Source organism: Faecalibacterium sp. OF03-6AC (assembly GCF_003478175.1).
GTDB classification, from domain to species: Bacteria; Bacillota; Clostridia; order Oscillospirales; family Ruminococcaceae; genus Faecalibacterium; species Faecalibacterium taiwanense.
This window is the reverse complement of sequence record NZ_QUEN01000010.1, coordinates 92,456-110,856: the sequence shown is the minus strand read 5'-3', so window position 1 is coordinate 110,856 and position 18,401 is coordinate 92,456. Positions and strand designations below refer to the sequence as shown.

Genomic DNA, 18,401 nt, shown 5'->3' with positions numbered 1-18,401 from the left:
TGTTCATTATAGCCCTTCGGGTCAGTGACCACATAGGAACTATGGCATTGTAAAAGGTTGGGTTTAAGCCAAAATCTCGTCTTGCCGCTGCCGGAGCCTCCCACCACCAGCACATTTTTGTTCCGGGCGTTTTTGGGGTCCGGTGGGCGGTTGGACATCATCAGCCGTTCCGTTTTGGTCAGGATGATGTTGTCGGCAAACTTGGGAGCCATGAACGGCTCAATGTCCTTGGGCGTACCCCACCGGGCAGAGCCGTACTCCATGCCATGGCGGTACTTCTTGGCGTTTTTGCCACGCAGATAGACCGCCAGCCGTAACCCTGCGCCACAGCACAGACCCACCAGCAAATCAAGCGGATGCAGGCTGGGCAGAGGGTTTGCAAATGCCACCGGGATCGTACCCATCATGGACATAATCTTATCGCCCAGTTCTTTGCCCTCGGCAAGTCGCCACGCTTCGCCAATGTTGGTTGCCACCAGCCCCAGCAAAATATAGGGCAGGTACAGTGCCAGCAGCTTTATCAGCTTTTTCGTGGTCACAGTCCACGCTCCTGTTCCTTATGCCGGACTTTGCCGGGGAGTTCTGCCGCCGCCTGCACCAGTTCATGCAGTTTTGCCAGCACCGAGGGGCGTTTGCCTTTGTTCAGCAGAGATGCCGAATACTCTTTAAACGCCGAGTTGAAGGCTTCTGCGTCCGGGGCTTTGAAAAAGACCAGATACCGGGGCGGCACCTCAGAGCTGTCCTTGCGGATGGCGTAGTCGATGCCGTACTTTTTGGCATAGCGTTCCAGACCACGGATGCCGGTCTTGCTGATCTCCACGCTGGACACGCCCCGGTTTTGCCGCAGAAGGGTGCGGACACTTTGCTTACCTTGGGATGTTTTGGACTGGTACAGCCGAAACGCCGCTTTTACCGCCCGCAGGACAGTCCGGGCAGACAGCTTTGTGGTGGAGATCATAATGTTGAATGACTTCTGTTCGATTTCTTCCTGCAATGCCATCACCTCCCGTGCAGCAGGGTGATTTTAGCGGTCATGCTCTGCCGGGGGCTTGGTGCGGGGCTTTTCTGCGGGAGGTTCATCAGGCACCGGCAGCACCAACAGACGGTTGCCTAGCTTCAGAAAGGCTTCCGGCTGATGGAAAAGCTGCTCGTACTTCTGCGCCAGTTCTGGGGTCAGGGATGCAAAATCCTCCTCGCCCAATCCCACCACTAGAAAGTCTCCGGCAATGGCATCATACATTTCTCCGTTTTCATCCCGAAGAGCACGGTTCAGGGGCAGACCCATGAGCTTACCATCGTCATTGCAGATGATAGCCACTGGGTCTGCAAAGGGGTAAACAGCAGCAATCGTGCCGCCCACCGCCTCCTGCAAGGCTTTCAGGTTGTTGTCAATCTCGACCTGCTGCGGATACTGTCCCGGTGCAATTTTCAGCACCGACAAGGTGTTCTCGTTCTGTTCCATTATCGTCCTCCTCGAATTTGATAGAGATCTCCTGCCAGGCATGGGCGGCGTTCAACAGAGCTGCCACGAAGAAGCCGAAAAAAGCGCCGGCTTCAAAAAATGCGAAACCGATAAAAAAGTTCAGCATGGCACACCTCACTCCATGCAGATGCAGGGCAGCTTCTGGTCGTCTGCCATCAGGGTGATGCTGTGGCTTGCCAGATACTTCTGGAACAGGTAGACTTCATCGATGGTCAGCGAGATGACCTCGCCGTCCATGTTGGTGCGAACAAGAATCACCGGGCCGGTCAGGTAGTGCTTTCCGCCCATCTTCAGCACCTGCGCCGGGTTGTAGCAGAGCAGCAGCGAGGTGTTGGGAAGGTTCAGGCAGGCATCATCCTCCTCAAAGCAGGGCAGGATGCCGGGAGCCTCGTCCAGCGTGATGATGGTCAGCTCCATATCCGGGGCAATGGCAGCGAGATAGACTTCACCAGGCTTTTTTCTGCCGTTCAGAATCGTGTAGATGCGAGTATCAATGGTGACTTTCTCGGAACGGATGTGAGTGGTAGTAAAGTTCATAGACGTTTCCTCCAAAATTTTTGCAAAATAAAAGACCCGGAACTGGGTCTTTTGGTTCAGTCTGCGATCAGCGCGCTTCTTCCTGCTTCTTCTGTTTTGCCTGTTGCTTTTTTAGTTGCCACTGGTCGAGCAGCTTGATGATGATGCTTTCCATCTGCCGGGGCGTGTAATTGCGTGGAAAGTATTTCCGCAGGGTTTCGTTTTTGATGGTCACGGTGTCCAGTTCGCTTTTCTTTTCCTCATTCATAATGTTGTAGACTGCATCATAGTCAAACTCACCCTGCTGCGCCAGCTTTTTTATCCGAATGGCTTGTGAAAGAGATGGTGCGTTCTGGGAAGCATCCATTGCTTCTAAAAAATCCTGTTGCTGTTTTTCGTCCAGATAGGACAGTTCTACCGCAGGGTTAAAAGAGATTTTTTTCTCGTCCACCATGTCGAGCAATTCAGGGACAAGGTTCGTCAGACGCACAAAACGCTGGACTTGATTGCGACTTTCGCCTGAATCTTTTGCTACTTTTTCATCGGCTCTCAACTTCGTCCCAACTTGGGACGAAGTTAAATCTGACCTAGCACCTTGATTTTTTATTGCATCCAGCTTCATCTTGTACGCAAATGCCCGCTCGCTGGGCAGGATGTGTTCTCTCTGCAAATTGGAATCGACCATCAATATCGTGGCGGCATCATCCTCCATATTTCGCACAATGACAGGCACGGTGTCCAGATTTGCAAGCTCTGCGGCGTGTTTCCGACGATGCCCGGAGATGATCTCATAGCCGCCCTCTGGTCTGGGGCGGGCAATCAGCGGCGCAAGCACACCGAACTGCGAAATGCTTTCCACCGTCCGGGTCATGGAATCATCGTCCAGAACTTTGAACGGGTGGTTTTTGAACGGGAAAAGTTCGCTGACGGGAATCTGTTGTACCTGCTCCCGCTGTTCTTCCTGCCGGGACTCTTCGGTCGAAAAAATATCATCGAGACCTTTCAGTGCTACGTTTAAGCCGCTTTTCGGCATCCACCAACACCTCCTTCGCAAGAGATTGATAGGCTTCTGCCACCTTGCTCTTGGGGTCATACTGGAAAATGCTCTTGCCGGCGGCACTGGTTTCAGCAGCACGAACAGACCGGGGAATGGTCTGGTCGAACACCTTGATTTTACTACCGTATGCCTGACGAATCAAAGTGTCGATCTGCTTTCCATAGTTGGTGCGGCTGTCCGTCATGGTGAGCAGGATGCCCTCGATTTTCAGCTTCGGATTGATTTTCTGCCGGTGTACCTTACAGATTGTCTGCAAAAGCTGCTCCAGACCTTTGGCAGAAAGATATTGAGCCTGTACGGGTATCAAAGCAGTGTCTGCCGCCGCCAGTGCATTGATGGTGAGCATACCAAGGGAGGGAGTACAGTCCAGCAGGATATAATCGTACTCCCGTTTTGCTCCGTCCAACACCTGTTTGAGCATCTTTTCCCGGTTCATGCTGTTTACCAGAGCCACCTCCAATCCTGCCAATTCGATGTTGGCAGGGATGAGGTCTACGCCCTCTGCATGGTGCAGGATGCCCTCACCGGGTTGGATAGGCTGGTCGTTCATGGCTTTCTGCATCAGAGTAGACAATGTGGCAGGCAGCTCGTCCGGCTGCTGCCAGCCCATGCTGATGGTAAGACTGCCCTGCGGGTCAGTGTCCACCAGTAGAACTTTTTTGCCCTCCATCGCCAGCCCGATGCCCAGATTTTCACAGGTGGTGGTCTTGCCGGTGCCGCCTTTCTGGTTGACGATGGCTATCGTGGTTGCTTTCTTTGAAATTTTCATCACCTCCGATTCGCTAAGTCGTGGTTGGTTTGGTTCTGGTAGGAAAGCTGCATGGTGGTGGGCGCGTTGTACAGAGAAGCGAGCAGATATTGTTTCATGTTACGGATCGGGCTGCTGTTCTCTGCAAAACACTTCAGCACAAAGCGGATGTGGTCGGCGTTCAACTTCATAAACCGACTGCATACCACCTCGGCGGGCTTATCGTCCCCAGCAATGTGCAGCAGCTTACGGTTGGTAGCGCAGGTGTCCACCAGCAAGTCTACGATCTGGTAGATAATGTCCTTGTCATCCGGGCAGAGCCGGAGCAAAAGGTCTATCTCCAAAGACTGAGAAAAATATTCTTCCAGTTGGGTGCGTTTGCTCATCCCATCCGCTTCTTCAGAATTGAATGGATCAGTCTCACTCATTTCAGTATCATTCTCTTTAGTCTTATTACATCGTGATTTTGAAGGGTCTTGACTTGCGTTTTTGAAGCCTCCAGAATCGTGAAAATCACGATTTTGGAATATTGATTTTGACGATTCTGCCGAAAAGTTCTTCACATACACCAAACTTGGCTTTCCCAGACCTCTGCGTTTTCGTTCAATCAGACCAAACTTTTCGAGTTCCCGGAGCAGCTTGGTCGCTTTGTTGTCTGCGCAACACAACGCCCTCTTGACATCCTCTATCGTGAAGATGATGAACACCCGGTTCTGCTCGTCCAGCCAGCCGTTTTTCACAGACAGGCTCATGCGGTCCAGCAGGATGCCGTACAGGGTTTTTGCATCGGTGGACAGACTCTGGAACCGTGGCTCCTGAAAAAGAGCCTTGGGAATGCGGTAGAATGAAAACAGTTCTCCGGCTTGTCCGTAAAAGTAGTCAAGGGTCATGTGGCTTTTTCAACGTTTTGCTCCAGCTTGTGTTCAAAAAATCAACCGCCTTTCGTTTGAAAATAAAAAGCGCACTCTTTTCTTATTGAAAAGTGGTGCGCTATGTAATATAATGGCTATATAATTTAGCTATCCAAAAGATAGTCGATGAGATATTCTTTCGGAATCATGAAAGATCGTCCGACTTTCAGGCAGCGAATTCTATGTTGATGGATTCTTCTGATGATGGCAGTCTGGCTTTTGAAACCGAGTAAAGTTGTTGCTTCTTCGACAGACAGCACATCAGGATAGTTCACAAATAATTTTTTATAATACTCTTTTGCTTGATTTTGATTCATTATCCTTGACTTTCCTTTCGTTTTGTGCCTAAGCAGAGGAGCGTTTTGCCCTGCATCCCTCCTGAACATCCCTCCAATTTCCATTTGGGCGGTCCAAACCGAAAAAACAGAGTAGAGGAAAAACGCATCGAAAAATCGTGGATATTTCAAATTATTGTTCGTTGAGGCGTGAATTTTGCCTTTGCACAGTGGGAACCAGATATCACTAGATATCACTGGATGACACCAGATGGAAGATGAGGATAAAAACTCAAAATCCCTTGTGCTAATAACACGTGTGGGTTCGACCCCCACCACCGGCATAAAAAGGAAGCCCTCCAGCTTGTCTGGGGGGCTTTCTTTTTATCTGCGGCGTGTGAGCGGGTCGAACAGCACGACCCTGCACAGCAGGGGAGCAATCAGCCCTGCGGGCTGTTGCTCAGTGCGCGGGAGACCCCCACCACCGGCATAAAAGCCCATCAGGCATTCGCCCAATGCCGTTAAGTTAAGAGGCTAAAGAAAAATAGACTTCATCAAAAAGATGAGGTCTATTTTTTTTTTGAAAAAGATCAGAAACAGATTTTGCGCACCCTTTGCCGGATATGCCAAGGCCCCCGCAGAACACGGGATCTGCAGGGGCCTTGCGGGCAATATTTTTACAGCATTTTGACCGCCAGTGCTTCACTGGTGCGATCTTGTGCGGCGTTGGCATTTTCGGGGTCGTCCATGGTGTAGCGCAGCACCAGCACTTCGGCCACATACAGCAGCGCCACCTTGACCGGGATGTTGCCGGAGTCCAGCGGGCTTTCCTGCGCACCACACAGCAGCACGATATCCGCCAGCTTTGCGCCGGGCGAATCCTCATAATGGGTGAGCAGAATGATCTTTGCGCCCGCCGCCTTGGCCGCGCGCAGCGTTTCCAGCATATCGCGGGTAGCGCCGGAATAGGAAACGAACAGCACCACATCCTCCGGGGTCATCAGGCTGGCCGTGATCAGCTGCATATGGCTGTCGCCTGCCGTGCGGAACTTGGTGGAGATGCAGGCAAAGCGGGCGCAGATATCATTTGCAATATACATGCTGCCGCCCTGACCAAGGCAGTACACCTGCCGGGCCTTGTGCATCAGCTCCGAAGCCTTGTCCACCGCCTCCGGCGAAAGACTGTTCTGGGTGCCGTTGATAGTAGTCATCAGCAAGGCGCTGGCGTGCTCGCACAAAGCTGCCGTGTCGGCATCCGGCTCCGGCACATGCTGGTTGACCAGTGCACCGGTGGCGTTGGCCTGCGCCAGCGCAATGCGCATTTCATGATAGCCCTCAAACCCCAGCGCCCGGCAGAAGCGGAACACCGTTGCCTCTGCCACACAGCACTCCTTTGCCAGCGAGGAGATGGACAAATACTGTGCCTCTGCCGCGTGCTGCACAAGATAGTCCGCCACGGTGCGGCCCGATTTTGTCAGGTCGCCCTGATGCTGCTGCAGCAGCTCCCAAAAATTCGTTGCCATTTTTCTTTTTCCTCTTTTCCGGCGCAGCAGTCCACCGACCCGGATCAGCTGCCGACCGTTTCATTCACCTTTATAAAAAGTATAAAAGAATCGTCCCCGCTTCGCAAGAGACGCATTGCCCACATTTTGGCCCGCAGTTCTGTGCAGAGCACACAGTTTTGGCGGAAAAACTGGCCATCCTGTGAAAATATCTTTCAATTTCACATTTTTGTTTAGAAAAATATTTTCACTATCGTTTTGGTGGGTTTGTACCATTCTGTAATAATTTCAGAAGAGTAAAGCAAGGTTTTCTTTGCATTTCAACATATATCCCACACTTTTGTGCACAATGCACACTGTCATTCTGAAAATTTATGAAAACCATGAATGGACAAAATGAAAATATTTTTCTATAATGGAGCCATCAAGAGCGGCCGCTGGCACGGCAGGCCGCCAACAACGTGAAGCATCTTGAATGCGAAGGAGAAACTACTATGAAAAACTGCATTTCCCGCCGTTCGTTCCTGAAGGCCGCTGGCATTCTGGGCGCAGCCGGCGCTCTGGCCGCATGCGGCGGCTCTTCTGCAAGCACCAGCACTGCTGCTTCCACCGCAGGTTCTACCGCTGCAAGCGCAGCTGCTTCTTCCACCAGCATCAAGCTGTGGACATACCCCATCGGCGGCTGGGGCAATGACGAGACCGTTCAGGGTCTGGTTTCCAGCTTCAACGCCAAGTATCCTGACATCAAGGTCACTGTGGAGTATCTGGACTACACCAACGGCGACGATCAGGTGAACACCGCTATCGAGGGCGGCAGCGCACCTGATCTGATCATGGAAGGTCCCGAGCGTCTGGTTGCAAACTGGGGCGCAAAGGGCGTTATGGCTCCGCTGAACGACCTGTGGACCGACGATGCCAAGAAGGACATTTACGAGTCCGTTGAGTCCGCCTGCAAGGACACTGCCGGCAACTACTACGAGTATCCCCTGTGCATGACCGCACACTGCATGGCCGTGAACATGACCAAGGTCAAGGAAGTGGGCGCTGACCAGTACATTGATACTGACAAGCACACCTGGAGCACCGACGGCTTCCTGAAGACCGTTGATGCCCTGTACAACGGCGGTTACGAGAACGTTGCAGCCATCTACTGCGCAGGTCAGGGCGGTGACCAGGGCACCCGCGCCATCATCAATAACATGTACGGCGGCACCTTTACCGATGCAGCCCACACCAAGTACACTGCCGACTCTGCCGAGAACATCAAGGCGATCCAGACCCTGCACGACACCAAGGGCATCAACTTTGACGCTTCCATCGCAGGCGGCGACGAGATCACCCTGTTCCGCAACGGCACCCTGCAGATGGCATTCTGCTGGAACATTGCACAGCAGGCCAACAGCGACAACAACGCCGCCGGTCTGACCAACGATGGCGACGAGATCTTCCCCATGGCCTTCCCCACCGACAGCGGCGACCCGAAGCTGTGTGGCGGCATCTGGGGCTTCGGCATCTTTGATAACGGCGACGAGGCCAAGATCGAAGCAGCCAAGACCTTCATCGACTTCATCGCTGCCGACCCCGATCAGGTCAAGGACAGTGTGCTGGCTTCCACCTACTTCCCGGTCCGCACCAGCGTGGGCGATATCTACGCTGACAACGAGATCATGAGCGAGTACAGCAAGTTCATGGCTTATCTGGGCGACTACTACCAGATCACTCCGGGCTGGGCAACCGCACGTACCGAGTGGTGGAACATGCTGCAGCGCGTCGGTTCCGGTGAGGATGTCGAGACTGCCGTCAAGACCTTTGTGGACAACGCAAACGCTGCCGCACAGGCATAAGCCCATCCACTCTGCCGGGGGCAGATAATTATTGACGCTTCGCCCCTTCCTCGAAGATCCCGACGAGGGAGGGGCTTTATTTGTAAAAAAAAAATCATAACCGAAAGGAACGGTGATTCTCTTGGCTGCAAAAACGGCGATCAAAGAGCCTAAGCGCAGCAGTGCGCTGGTACGGCGCGAGACCTTCGCTTCCTATTGCTTCCTGCTGCCCAGCCTGATCTTCTTTCTGGGCTTCGTCATTTACCCCATGGTGCTGTGCGTGGTGACCAGCTTCTTCGATTCCACCATGAACCGTGCCGATATCTTTGTGGGCCTTGCAAACTATAAGGAACTGTTCACAGACCCCATCTTTCTGGGTGCTCTGAAGAACACCTTCATCATCGTGGTGGTGTCCGTGCCCGTGACCTGCGCCTTCTCGCTGTGGGTCTCCTCTGCCATCGTAGACCTGCCCGAGTGGGCTACCAGCCTTTTCCGCTGCGTGTTCTACCTGCCCGTGGTCACCGGCTCTGTGGCTGTTACCGTGGTGTGGAAGTGGATGTACAACAACTACTATGGCATCTTCAACTATCTGGGCAAGACTCTGGGCCTCATTGACAAGAACATCAACTGGCTGGGCGATGAGCGCTTTGCTCTGGGCTGCATTATCCTGATCCTGCTCACCACCTCTGTGGGCCAGCCCATCGTGCTGTACGTTTCCGCTCTGGGCAATGTGGACCAGTCCATTGTGGAAGCCGCAGAAGTGGATGGTGCCACCGATTTCCAGTGTTTCTGGAAGATCAAGTGGCCCGCCATCATGCCCACCACCCTGTACATTCTGGTCATTACCACCATCAACTCCTTCCAGTGCTTTGCGCTGATCCAGCTGCTGACTTCCGGCGGCCCCAACCACAGCACCGACACCATCATGTACTACATCTACTACACCGCCTTCAAGCTGTACCGCTACGGCTACGGCAACGCAATGGGTGTGGTGCTGGCAATCATCATCGCCATTCTGTCGGCTGTCCAGTTCAAGCTGGGCAACCAGGATAATTAAAGGAGGTGCCGGACAATGAGTTCAAATGCCGCTGCAAAAAAGCAAAAACCGTTGAAGCGTCACCCCAGCAAGCTCAAGAGAATGAGCGCCTACATGATCCTGACGCTGATCCTCATCAGCATCGTTGCGGTGCTGTTCGCCTTCCCGCTGTACTGGATCATCACCGGTTCCTTCAAAACCGGTGCCGCCATTAACGCCACCACCCCGGAATGGTGGCCCAGCCAGTGGGTGCTGACCAACTATCAGAAGCTGTTCTCCGGCAAGAGCGCCCCGCTGTGGCAGCTGGCTGTGCCCTTTGGCTCCAAGTTCAGCGCTAACGGCGAGCCCATCTACTTCTCGGTAGGCCCCACCGCTCCCGCTGCCATCCGCTGGATGATCAACACCGTGTTCATGGCCGTCATGTCCATGATCCTCACCTGCATCACCGCCGCCATGGCCGGCTATGCACTGGCAAAAAAGCGCTTTGTAGGCCGCAAGCTGCTGTTCACCCTCATCGTGTGTGCAATGGCTCTGCCCAAGCAGGTCATTCTGATCCCCCTGCTGCGCGAAATGAGCAGCCTGAACCTGTACAACACCATCTGGGCCGTCATCTTCCCCATCGTGGGCTGGCCCTTTGGTGTGTTCCTGATGAAGCAGTTCAGTGAGGGCATCCCCACTGAGATGCTGGAAGCGGCCCGCATCGACGGTGCAAGCGAGGCCAAGACCTTCATCGACATCGTGCTGCCCATGGTCAAGCCGGGCATCGGTGCACTGGCCATTTTTACCTTCATCAACAGCTGGAACGACTACTTCATGCAGTTGATCATGCTGTCCAGCACCAGCAACCTGACCATCTCGCTGGGCATTGCAAAGCTGCAGGCTGAGAACAGCACCGACTTTGGCCTGATCATGGCAGGTGCCGCACTGGCTGCTGTGCCTATCATCATCATCTTCCTCATTTTCCAGAAGTACTTTACCAAGGGCATCGCTATGGGTGCTGTTAAGGGCTAAAATCCCGACCGCCGCCTGCGGCGGAAACAGGGAGGGATTTTTGGCGCAGCGGTCTGCAAGACGCAAGGCCCGCCCAAGGGCCGAAGCGGATGCAGGGCACCGCAAGAGGGCGCTGATGCCGCTGCCCGGAACAGAAAGCGTACGAGCTTGATGCAAAACCATTTCATCTGTATTTATTACTATTTTTAAAGAAGGGTTTGGAACATGAAAGATATCAAAAAATATCAGGGTGTCATCCCCGCCTTTTACGCCTGCTACGACGCAGAGGGCAACATTTCCACCGAGGGTGTCAAGGCCCTTACCCGCCATCTGATCGCCAAGGGCGTCAAGGGCGTGTATGTAGGCGGTTCCTCCGGCGAGTGCATCTACCAGCACGTGGATGAGCGCAAGACCGTTCTGGAAGCTGTGATGAGCGAAGCCAAGGGCAAGCTGACCGTCATTGCGCATGTCGGCTGCAACAATACCGCCGACAGCGTGGAGCTGGCCCGCCATGCCGAGAGCGTGGGCGTGGATGCCATTGCATCCATTCCTCCCATCTACTTCCACCTGCCGGAGTACGCCATTGCAAAGTACTGGAACGATATGTCCGCCGCTGCTCCCAACACCGAGTTCGTCATCTACAACATCCCGCAGCTGGCAGGCACCGGCTTGACCATGAGCCTGCTGAAGGAAATGCTCAAGAACCCCAATGTAGTGGCTGTGAAGAACAGCTCCATGCCCACGCAGGACATCCAGATGTTCAAAGATGCCGGCATCGCTGCCCGCGGCAAGGGGAACTTCGTGGTGTTCAACGGCCCCGATGAGCAGTTTGTTTCCGGCCGCGTGATCGGCGCAGACGGCGGCATCGGCGGCACCTACGCTGTTATGCCGGAGCTGTATCTGGCTATGAACGAGCACATCAACAAGGGCGAGATCGAAGCCGCACGCGCCATCCAGTACGATGCCGACCGCATCATCTACAAGATGTGCGAAGCCCATGGCAACCTGTACGCCGTGCAGAAGGAGATCCTGCGCCGGATGTACGGTCTGGAGCTGGGCGGCGTGCGTGAGCCGATGCCCGGCCTGATTCCGGAAGATGAAGCCATCGTGGCCGAAGCACAGGCCATGATCGAAGCTGCCATCGCAAAACTGTAAAATTGAAGCAGCGCCCCTCTCCGTCTCTTTTCAGAGGGGAGAGCGGGCGCTTGTTTTTGGAGGGACGTTTTATGATCTGTGATACCCTGCAGCACCTGACGCGCTACAAGGGCCTTTGCAAAAATCTCGACACGGCCATTGATTACCTGCTGACCCACGATCCTGCCAGCCTGCCTCTGGGCCGCACCGAGGTGGATGGCGAGGAAGTATTCATCAACACGATGGATGCCACGCTCCATTCCGACCACGGCTACCACCCGGAATATCACAAAAAGTACGCCGACCTGCAGCTCGACATCACCGGCAGCGAGGGCTGGGGATTTACTACAAATCCCGGCAGGGAGATCGGCGATTTTACCGGCGACTGCGGTTTTCAGGACAGCGCCAGTGTCGTGACCGGCACACTGGGCGAGGGACGCTTTGTGCTGTTCTTCCCTACTGAGCTGCACAAACCCGGCCTTGTACAGCACGGCTGTGTGGGCGTGCGCAAGGCTGTTGTAAAGATTCGGATGGAGGATTGAACGATGGATAAGGAAAAACTGTTTGCTCAGATCAAAGGCGGTCTGATCGTTTCCTGTCAGGCACTGGAGACAGAGCCGCTGTACACGAAAGAGGGCGGCGTGATGCCGCTGATGGCAAAAGCCTCCGCCATGAGCGGCGCAGTGGGCATCCGCGCCAACACCGTGCGGGACATTACCCAGATCAAGCAGGTGGTGGACCTGCCGGTCATCGGCATCATCAAAAAAGACTACCCCGGCACGCCCATGTACATCACCGTTACCATGAAGGAAGTGGACGAGCTGGTGGAGTGCGGCGTGGACATCCTTGCCGTGCAGGGCACCGGTGCTCTGCGCCCGGACGGCTCCACCTCTGCCCAGTTCATCCGCGCCATCAAGGCAAAGTATCCCGACCAGCTGGTGATGGCCGACTGCGACAACTTTGAGAACGCCATGGCCTGCGCCGAAGCCGGTGCCGACTTTGTGGGCACCACCATGCGCGGCTACACCCCGGAGACCAAGGGCATTGACGATATCGACTTTGATTTTGTTCATAAGCTGGCCGCAGAGTGCCCGGCAAAGGTCATTGCCGAGGGCCACATCCACTACCCGGAGCAGGCGGTCAAGGCGCTGGAAGCCGGTGCATTCGCACTGGTGGTGGGCGGTGCCATCACCCGCCCGGCAGAGATCACGGCCCGCTTTACCGGTGCCATCAACGCCGCAAAAAAGTAAAATGGAGTGTGCCGGATGAAACAGTATTTTGGCATTGATATCGGCGGCACTGCCGTCAAGCTGGGCATCGTGGACGAGACCGGCAGGGTGCTGCTCAAGGGCGAAGAGGGTGTCAGTTTTGACGGCTACCAGACGCCTGTTCTCACCACCGTGCGCAAGGCCGCAAAGGAGTTTTTGACCACAAATTCCATCCCGGTGGAAAGCCTTGCGGGCATCGGCGTTTCGGCCACCGGTCAGATCGACAGCCGCAAGGGCATCGTGGCCGGTACCTGCGGCAACTTTCCCAATTACATCGGCAGCCCTATCAAGGCTGTGCTGGAAGAGGACTTCGGCCTGCCAGTCACAGTGGCCAACGACGCCAACTGCATGACGCTGGGTGAAGTGTGGGTCGGCGCTGCACAGGGCTATACGGACGTAATCGGTGTGACCCTTGGCACCGGCGTGGGCGGCGGCATCCTGACCGGAGGCCATTTATTAGAGGGTGCACGGGGCCTTGGCGGTGAGCTGGGCCACTACCGCACCCACGCACTGGACGGTGTGGACTGTACCTGCGGCGCAAAGGGCTGCTGGGAACGCTACGCTGCCACCACCGCGCTGGTGCGCGCCGCACAGGAAAAGGACCCCGATTGGAAGGATGGCCGCGCCATCTTTGCCGCAGCCGAAGCAGGCAGCGAGACAGTTCTTGCCCTGCTGGACCACTGGACGGACGAGATCGCACAGGGCCTTGCAGGCATGGTGCACATCTTCAACCCGCAGCTCATTCTGATCGGCGGCGGCGTGAGCGCGCAGCAGAAACTGCTGATCGATCCCATTGCCGCAAAGGTGAAAGCATCGGTCATGCCCGCCTTTGCAGAGGGGCTGGAAGTACGTGCCGCTCAGCTGCACAACGATGCCGGTATGGTGGGCGCAGTGTACTACTTCCGGCAGACCATGGAAAAGGAGTAATCATATATGAAAACACATATCCTCTGTCTGGGTGATTCCAACACCCACGGCTACTGTGCCGACCCCAACGACTGCGCCGACCATGGCATCCGCTTCAATGAAGAGGAGCGCTGGACCTGCCGCCTGCAGAAGGCGCTGGGCGACGAATACCTTGTGACCGAAGAGGGACTTTCCGGCCGCACCACCGTATTTGTGGACCCCATCCACGAATCCATGGATGCCCTCAGCGTTATCTATGCCCTGCTCAAGAGCCACGAGGTCATCGACCTGCTCATCATCATGCTGGGCACGAATGATGTCAAGGAGCGCTTTGGTGCCAATGCCGCCTGCATTGCTGCAGGCATGGAGCGGCTCATCCTCAAAGCAAAGAGCGTAGACTGCTGGGGCACCAAGCAGCCCAACATTCTGGTGGTGGCACCTCCTCCCATCGGTGCAGGCTTCCACGATGCTGTGATGGGCGATGGCTGTGTGGAGAAGTCTGCCGGTGTGGCAGAGCAGTTCCGCATCATCTGCGAACGGCAGAGTGTGCACTTCCTGAACGCAAAGGACTGCGAGTTCAACAAGGTGGACTTCATGCACCTGACCCGCAAGGGCCACGCACAGCTGGCGGAGCTTCTGGCAAAAGAAGTGCCGGGCCTGATCTGAGCACGATTTTAAATGCTCTCCGCTTCGCTCTGAGCATCTTTAGTGGAATTATTATTTTTATTGGGTTCTCAAAAAGCCTGCGGGCTTTTTGAGAACTTTTTTCACGAAATAGGGTCATAACCACAAACGGCATCAAACTCACAAGCAGCCTATATTTTATTTTTAATTTCCGTTTTGTTCATCTTGTAAAACATAGCAGAATCGGCTATACTTTCCGCAGAAAGATCCATTGAAAGGAACTGTGCCATGCCTGAACTTTTAAAAGCGCCTGTCACCCCTGCTCAGCAGGCAAGAGATACCCTTTTGGGTGCCCTTGTGGGCCTTGCAAGGGCCACCACCAGCGAGCCCAAAACGGACGACACCGACGAGGTGCTGAACGCCGGTCTGCGCCTTGCCGCGCAGCCGGATGCACCGGAGGAAAGGCTGCAGCGGATGCTTGCCATCGTCCAGACTGAAAAGCACCGCGTTGCCCCGGGCTGCGCCACCTGTGCCATGCCCTGCGGCAACACGAACGATTACGATTTTGTCCGCCTGTGGGCTGCGCCTGAGAGTATCCGCACCCTCAAGCTGCAAATGCTTTCTGCCGCGTTTGCGCTGGCCCAAAAGCGCCCGCAGGGTCAGGCGCAGGCCGCCGTTTATCAGCTGCTGTTCACCCTTGCCGAGGACTGGGACGAGGAGCTTCTTACCCCTGTTGTGCAACACGCCGAGGAGCTTTGCCGGGTGTAAATCCGGGCCGGAAAGCCGCCGCTTTTACCCTCCGGGTTTGTAGTGGGAGCGTTCCCGGCACAAACCAGAAAGGTCCGCCTTTTTTGCGTGTTTTTGTGGCAGTTCCGTAATACTGCTGCATCAAAATGCATTCCAGTGAGTTTCACACCTGATTTCCTGCCTTTTTCCGAAAGTTTTTTGCAAAAAAGACTTTACAAACCATTTCTAAAAACTTATTATATAAGTAATATATTTCATGGAGCCAATGCTGTGCAGCCCCCTGTGCAGCATCCAAATACGATCAAGGAGGGGTTCATCTATGCCCGAAAAGAAAAAGACCGCAGCGGCTGCTCCTGCTGTGGAAGCTCCTGCCGCTGAGGCCAAGGAGTCTAAGACCCGTAAATCTGCCAAGGCCCCTGCACGCCGCGGCCGTCCTCCGCTTGCACCGGAGCTGTATGTGGAGTTCAGTGGCAAGCAGTATAACGTGACCGATATCATCGACCGTGCCAAGGCCGATTACCGCGCTACCCACAAGGTTGGCGTGCAGTCCTGTAAGGTATACGTCAAGCCCGAGGAAGACGCTGCCTATTACGTGATCAACAAAGTCTCCGGCAAGCTGGAGCTGTAACTTTTCCTGTATTCTTTTCTCCTGCTGCAAAGCACTCCGCACCTGTTTCGCGGCAGGTTGTCCGTTCCCACACAAGGCTCCATTTTAAACCGTAAAAAAAGCTGCCCTGCATCCAAAAATGCAGGGCAGCTTTTCATTTTACATCAAACCATCTTTTCCAGATCGGATGATGCTGGATCACGGGGTCCGGGTCCGGGATCTCGAACACATAGCGCTCGGTAGCGTTGATCACGGTGGTCTTGCCGCGGGTGCACACGCGCGGCAGCTTTGCATCATAGTTCAGATGCACATGGCCGTGCACGAACCACTGCGGCTCGTATTCATCCATCAGATCATTGAAGCATGCAAAGCCCTTGTGAGCATGATCCGTGCTGTCGTTCAGGCCAGCCGCCGGGGAGTGGGTGAGCAGCAGGTCGATGCCGCCCACATGATGGGCCTTGCGCCAAAGTTTGCGCACACGGCGGCGCATTTCCCTTTCCGTATACTGGAAGCTGTCCTCCCGATTATTGTAGCGGATGCTGCCGCCCAGTCCCATAATGCGCAGGCCCTTCCACACATACACGCTGTCGTCCACACAAATGCACCCGCCAGGTTCATTTTCCCTGTAACTGCCGTCGTGGTTGCCGTGGACATACAAGATGGGCGCAGCCGTAAAGTTCGTAAGATATTCCAGATACTTCTGCGGCAGATCCCCGCAGGAAAGGATCAGGTCGATGCCTTCCAGATGTTCGCGGGTATCGTAGTCCCACAGTGCTTTAGAGGGCACATCCGAAATTGCAAGAATTTTCACATCGGTTTGCTCCGTTCTCTCTCGGCCTGAGGGCCGCTTATTTCACAAACCCTTTCAGGGTATTGAGGCCGTTGATCGCCATAAGCGTATGCGTTTTTACATCCAATTCATCGTAGTGCGGCAGCGCACCTTCCACGCATTCGTCCAGCCAGTCCATCTCCATCAATTCCTTGGGACTGTAGACCACGGCCTCCGGCGAGTGCAGCACATGCCCCTGCGCGTACAGGTCTTCCGGGAAGATGCGCAGGTCGTTCTCGCTCAGCATCTTTTCCATCAGGTCCAGCAGCTGTAAAGTGCCTGCGGGCAGGTCTTTGCTGTAATCGATCTCCTCTGCGCCGCTGCGCATCCCCCACCAGTAATTCACGGCTCTGGCTCCCGCTGCATCGTTGTCCCACGCGCCGTCAAAAATGGAGCGGATGATCTCGGTATAAAAGGTATCCCACCGCCACACCGGCAGGCCCAGCGGCTGCAGGGTGCCGTCCGGCTGGCGGCGGCACAGACCGTAGTCCCGGTGGGTGCCTTCCGGCTCGCGGTTATCGCGGGCATAGAAGATCTCCACATCCGGCCGGTCAGAGAAATCCAGCGGGTGTGCCGGGTCCGGCAGGCAGGCCCAGCGCAGCACCACCTTTGCGTCCGGGCGCACGGTCTTCAGGCCCTGCGCATAGGCGTTTACTGCCGCCGGGATGCCGTACACCGGGTTTGCCGCCACATAGCCTACGCGGTCGGTCTTGGTCAGTACACCGGCCAGAATGCCCAGCAGATAGGTCACTTCATACGTGCGGGGATAGTAGGTGCGCACCAGCGGGTGCGGTGCGTTGAGCGAGCAGTTCAGGATGCGGGTCTTGGGGTGCTGGGCCGCCACCTTCAGGCAGGCGGTATGCATCCGGGCACTTGAGGTGAACACCACGTCGGCATTGTCGTGAGCCACATCCTCCAGCACCTGCTCCGCGTCCACCTCAGGCTCGATGTTCTCTTTGCGGGTGATGAATACCCGGTCCGGGAACGCCTGCTGCAGTGCTTCGATGCCCTTGTCGTGGGCGCGTACCCATGCGCTGTTTTCGGCGTTGTGCTCGTGCAGGAACACCACCTTCAGCTCACTGGGCTTTGTAAAGATGTTCAGCTTTGCCAGCAGCGGTTCGCCGGGGCCCTGCTTCGGCTCCAGCGAAAGGGCCACGGCCTGCGGCTCGGTGAGCACCTTCACCTCATCCCACAGCTTTTCCAGATTCTGCTTCATCTGGCTGGGCGTGCTCTCGCAGGCATCCGCGTAACGGTAGACCGACAGATACACCAGCATGGCATCGCCGGCAGTCAGATTCAGTCCGCCGCCGCCCAGAGCCAGAAACTGCTGGCGGAACATGGTATAGAAGGCGGAAAAGCTCAGCCGGTCATCATCCGTCCAGCTTTCACCGCTTGCCTTGCACACCAGCGTCTGCAATTTTGCGTAACCTCCCAGACGGGAGAAATGCACATCGTTGACCTTGGAGAGCTTGTAAAAATCCAGAAATTCGTAGTAGATACGGTTTTCCAGACTGTCGTTCCGTTCCGGGATGAGCCGCGTAACCGTGCCCGCGATCCTGACCGCATCAAAATACTTGAGCACCGATACCCGCTTGTTGCCTTCCTGCACATAGAATTTGTTCAGGAACTCATAGGCGATGATGGGCGTATGGATGCCCTCTTCCAAATGCGCATCGCAGAGGTTCGACCACTTGGCTGCAAACTCGGTGTCCGGCTCCAGCAGGGGCATAAAGTTCGGTGCAAAGGCGGTGTGACGGCCGCTGGTCTTTGTTCCGACGATGCTTTCCGCCGGGAGCTCCACAAGGCCCAGCGGCTCCTGCGCCACGATGTTCACATTGACCAGAATATCGTCCAGCACTGCAAGATACGGCGACTGGCCGCGCGCCACACAGGCACGGTAAGCACGCTGGCCGCTCTTCAGTGCGTTCTTGTAATCTTCCAGCAT

At 55.3% G+C, this 18,401-nt stretch carries 22 protein-coding genes; 10 read left to right on the top strand and 12 right to left on the bottom strand.

Annotated features, from left to right (window positions below):
• The 10 genes from DXA66_RS11620 to DXA66_RS11575 form a co-directional block, all read right to left on the bottom strand.
• Positions 1-539, bottom strand: a 539-nt coding sequence (locus DXA66_RS11620; protein WP_147365178.1) for a type IV secretory system conjugative DNA transfer family protein, incomplete at its 3' end; no start/stop codon positions are given.
• The gene (locus DXA66_RS11615; protein WP_097839635.1) at positions 536-1,000 is read right to left on the bottom strand and encodes a PcfB family protein; all 465 of its coding nucleotides are present in this window, start codon (positions 998-1,000) and stop codon (positions 536-538) included. The genes DXA66_RS11615 and DXA66_RS11620, both read right to left, overlap by 4 nt.
• 24 nt (positions 1,001-1,024) lie before the next feature.
• Positions 1,025-1,462: a DUF3846 domain-containing protein gene (locus DXA66_RS11610; protein WP_097839637.1), complete on the bottom strand. Its 438-nt coding sequence runs from the start codon at positions 1,460-1,462 to the stop codon at positions 1,025-1,027.
• A complete protein-coding gene (locus DXA66_RS11605) occupies positions 1,389-1,589 on the bottom strand; it encodes a hypothetical protein (RefSeq protein WP_117536130.1) in 201 nt (66 codons plus the stop codon). The genes DXA66_RS11610 and DXA66_RS11605 overlap by 74 nt, the downstream gene beginning before the upstream one ends.
• A gap of 8 nt (positions 1,590-1,597) precedes the next feature.
• Positions 1,598-2,020, bottom strand: coding sequence for a hypothetical protein (locus DXA66_RS11600; RefSeq protein ID WP_097839639.1), 423 nt, complete (start codon positions 2,018-2,020; stop codon positions 1,598-1,600).
• Positions 2,021-2,087: 67 nt separating this feature from the next.
• Complete coding sequence (locus tag DXA66_RS11595) at positions 2,088-3,032, bottom strand: ParB/RepB/Spo0J family partition protein (protein WP_097791889.1); 945 nt, start codon at positions 3,030-3,032, stop codon at positions 2,088-2,090.
• Entirely contained in the window at positions 2,989-3,825 is an 837-nt protein-coding gene (locus DXA66_RS11590) for a ParA family protein (RefSeq protein ID WP_117475933.1), read from the bottom strand. Before DXA66_RS11590 ends, DXA66_RS11595 begins: the two co-directional genes overlap by 44 nt.
• Positions 3,825-4,694 carry a DUF6017 domain-containing protein gene (locus DXA66_RS11585; RefSeq protein ID WP_117475934.1) on the bottom strand — a complete coding sequence of 290 codons (870 nt, stop codon included), beginning with the start codon at positions 4,692-4,694 and terminating at the stop codon, positions 3,825-3,827. Before DXA66_RS11585 ends, DXA66_RS11590 begins: the two co-directional genes overlap by 1 nt.
• A 125-nt stretch (positions 4,695-4,819) precedes the next feature.
• A complete protein-coding gene (locus tag DXA66_RS11580) occupies positions 4,820-5,335 on the bottom strand; it encodes a helix-turn-helix domain-containing protein (RefSeq protein WP_097776410.1) in 516 nt (171 codons plus the stop codon).
• A gap of 332 nt (positions 5,336-5,667) precedes the next feature.
• Positions 5,668-6,513 (bottom strand): MurR/RpiR family transcriptional regulator, encoded by an 846-nt coding sequence (locus DXA66_RS11575; RefSeq protein WP_118529080.1) that lies wholly within the window; start codon positions 6,511-6,513, stop codon positions 5,668-5,670.
• A 473-nt stretch (positions 6,514-6,986) separates the two neighbouring features.
• Here DXA66_RS11575 and DXA66_RS11570 point away from each other — a divergent pair, with 473 nt between their 5' ends.
• The 10 genes from DXA66_RS11570 (at position 6,987) to DXA66_RS11525 (ending at position 15,648) form a co-directional block, all read left to right on the top strand.
• Positions 6,987-8,336 carry an ABC transporter substrate-binding protein gene (locus DXA66_RS11570; protein ID WP_118529078.1) on the top strand — a complete coding sequence of 450 codons (1,350 nt, stop codon included), beginning with the start codon at positions 6,987-6,989 and terminating at the stop codon, positions 8,334-8,336.
• 112 nt (positions 8,337-8,448) lie between these two features.
• The gene (locus DXA66_RS11565; protein WP_173012868.1) at positions 8,449-9,372 is read left to right on the top strand and encodes a carbohydrate ABC transporter permease; all 924 of its coding nucleotides are present in this window, start codon (positions 8,449-8,451) and stop codon (positions 9,370-9,372) included.
• Between the two features lie 15 nt (positions 9,373-9,387).
• Positions 9,388-10,362 carry a carbohydrate ABC transporter permease gene (locus DXA66_RS11560; RefSeq protein WP_118529076.1) on the top strand — a complete coding sequence of 325 codons (975 nt, stop codon included), beginning with the start codon at positions 9,388-9,390 and terminating at the stop codon, positions 10,360-10,362.
• 204 nt (positions 10,363-10,566) lie between these two features.
• Positions 10,567-11,496, top strand: a complete 930-nt coding sequence (locus DXA66_RS11555; RefSeq protein WP_118529074.1) for a dihydrodipicolinate synthase family protein — start codon at positions 10,567-10,569, stop codon at positions 11,494-11,496.
• Positions 11,497-11,567: 71 nt separating this feature from the next.
• Positions 11,568-12,017 carry a YhcH/YjgK/YiaL family protein gene (locus DXA66_RS11550; RefSeq protein WP_097776406.1) on the top strand — a complete coding sequence of 150 codons (450 nt, stop codon included), beginning with the start codon at positions 11,568-11,570 and terminating at the stop codon, positions 12,015-12,017.
• Between the two features lie 3 nt (positions 12,018-12,020).
• Positions 12,021-12,725, top strand: a complete 705-nt coding sequence (locus tag DXA66_RS11545) for an N-acetylmannosamine-6-phosphate 2-epimerase (RefSeq protein ID WP_118529072.1) — start codon at positions 12,021-12,023, stop codon at positions 12,723-12,725.
• 15 nt (positions 12,726-12,740) lie between these two features.
• Positions 12,741-13,670, top strand: coding sequence for an ROK family protein (locus tag DXA66_RS11540; RefSeq protein WP_118529070.1), 930 nt, complete (start codon positions 12,741-12,743; stop codon positions 13,668-13,670).
• 6 nt (positions 13,671-13,676) lie between these two features.
• Positions 13,677-14,315, top strand: coding sequence for a GDSL-type esterase/lipase family protein (locus DXA66_RS11535; protein WP_118529068.1), 639 nt, complete (start codon positions 13,677-13,679; stop codon positions 14,313-14,315).
• A gap of 246 nt (positions 14,316-14,561) precedes the next feature.
• Positions 14,562-15,041 (top strand): hypothetical protein, encoded by a 480-nt coding sequence (locus DXA66_RS11530; protein WP_118529066.1) that lies wholly within the window; start codon positions 14,562-14,564, stop codon positions 15,039-15,041.
• Between the two features lie 298 nt (positions 15,042-15,339).
• Complete coding sequence (locus DXA66_RS11525; RefSeq protein WP_005944609.1) at positions 15,340-15,648, top strand: DUF6465 family protein; 309 nt, start codon at positions 15,340-15,342, stop codon at positions 15,646-15,648.
• A 133-nt stretch (positions 15,649-15,781) separates the two neighbouring features.
• Here the strand turns inward: DXA66_RS11525 and DXA66_RS11520 are convergent, their stop codons facing one another.
• Both DXA66_RS11520 and DXA66_RS11515 read right to left on the bottom strand, forming a co-directional pair.
• Positions 15,782-16,438: a metallophosphoesterase family protein gene (locus tag DXA66_RS11520; protein ID WP_118529064.1), complete on the bottom strand. Its 657-nt coding sequence runs from the start codon at positions 16,436-16,438 to the stop codon at positions 15,782-15,784.
• Between the two features lie 37 nt (positions 16,439-16,475).
• Positions 16,476-18,401: a BMP family ABC transporter substrate-binding protein gene (locus DXA66_RS11515; protein ID WP_118529062.1), complete on the bottom strand. Its 1,926-nt coding sequence runs from the start codon at positions 18,399-18,401 to the stop codon at positions 16,476-16,478.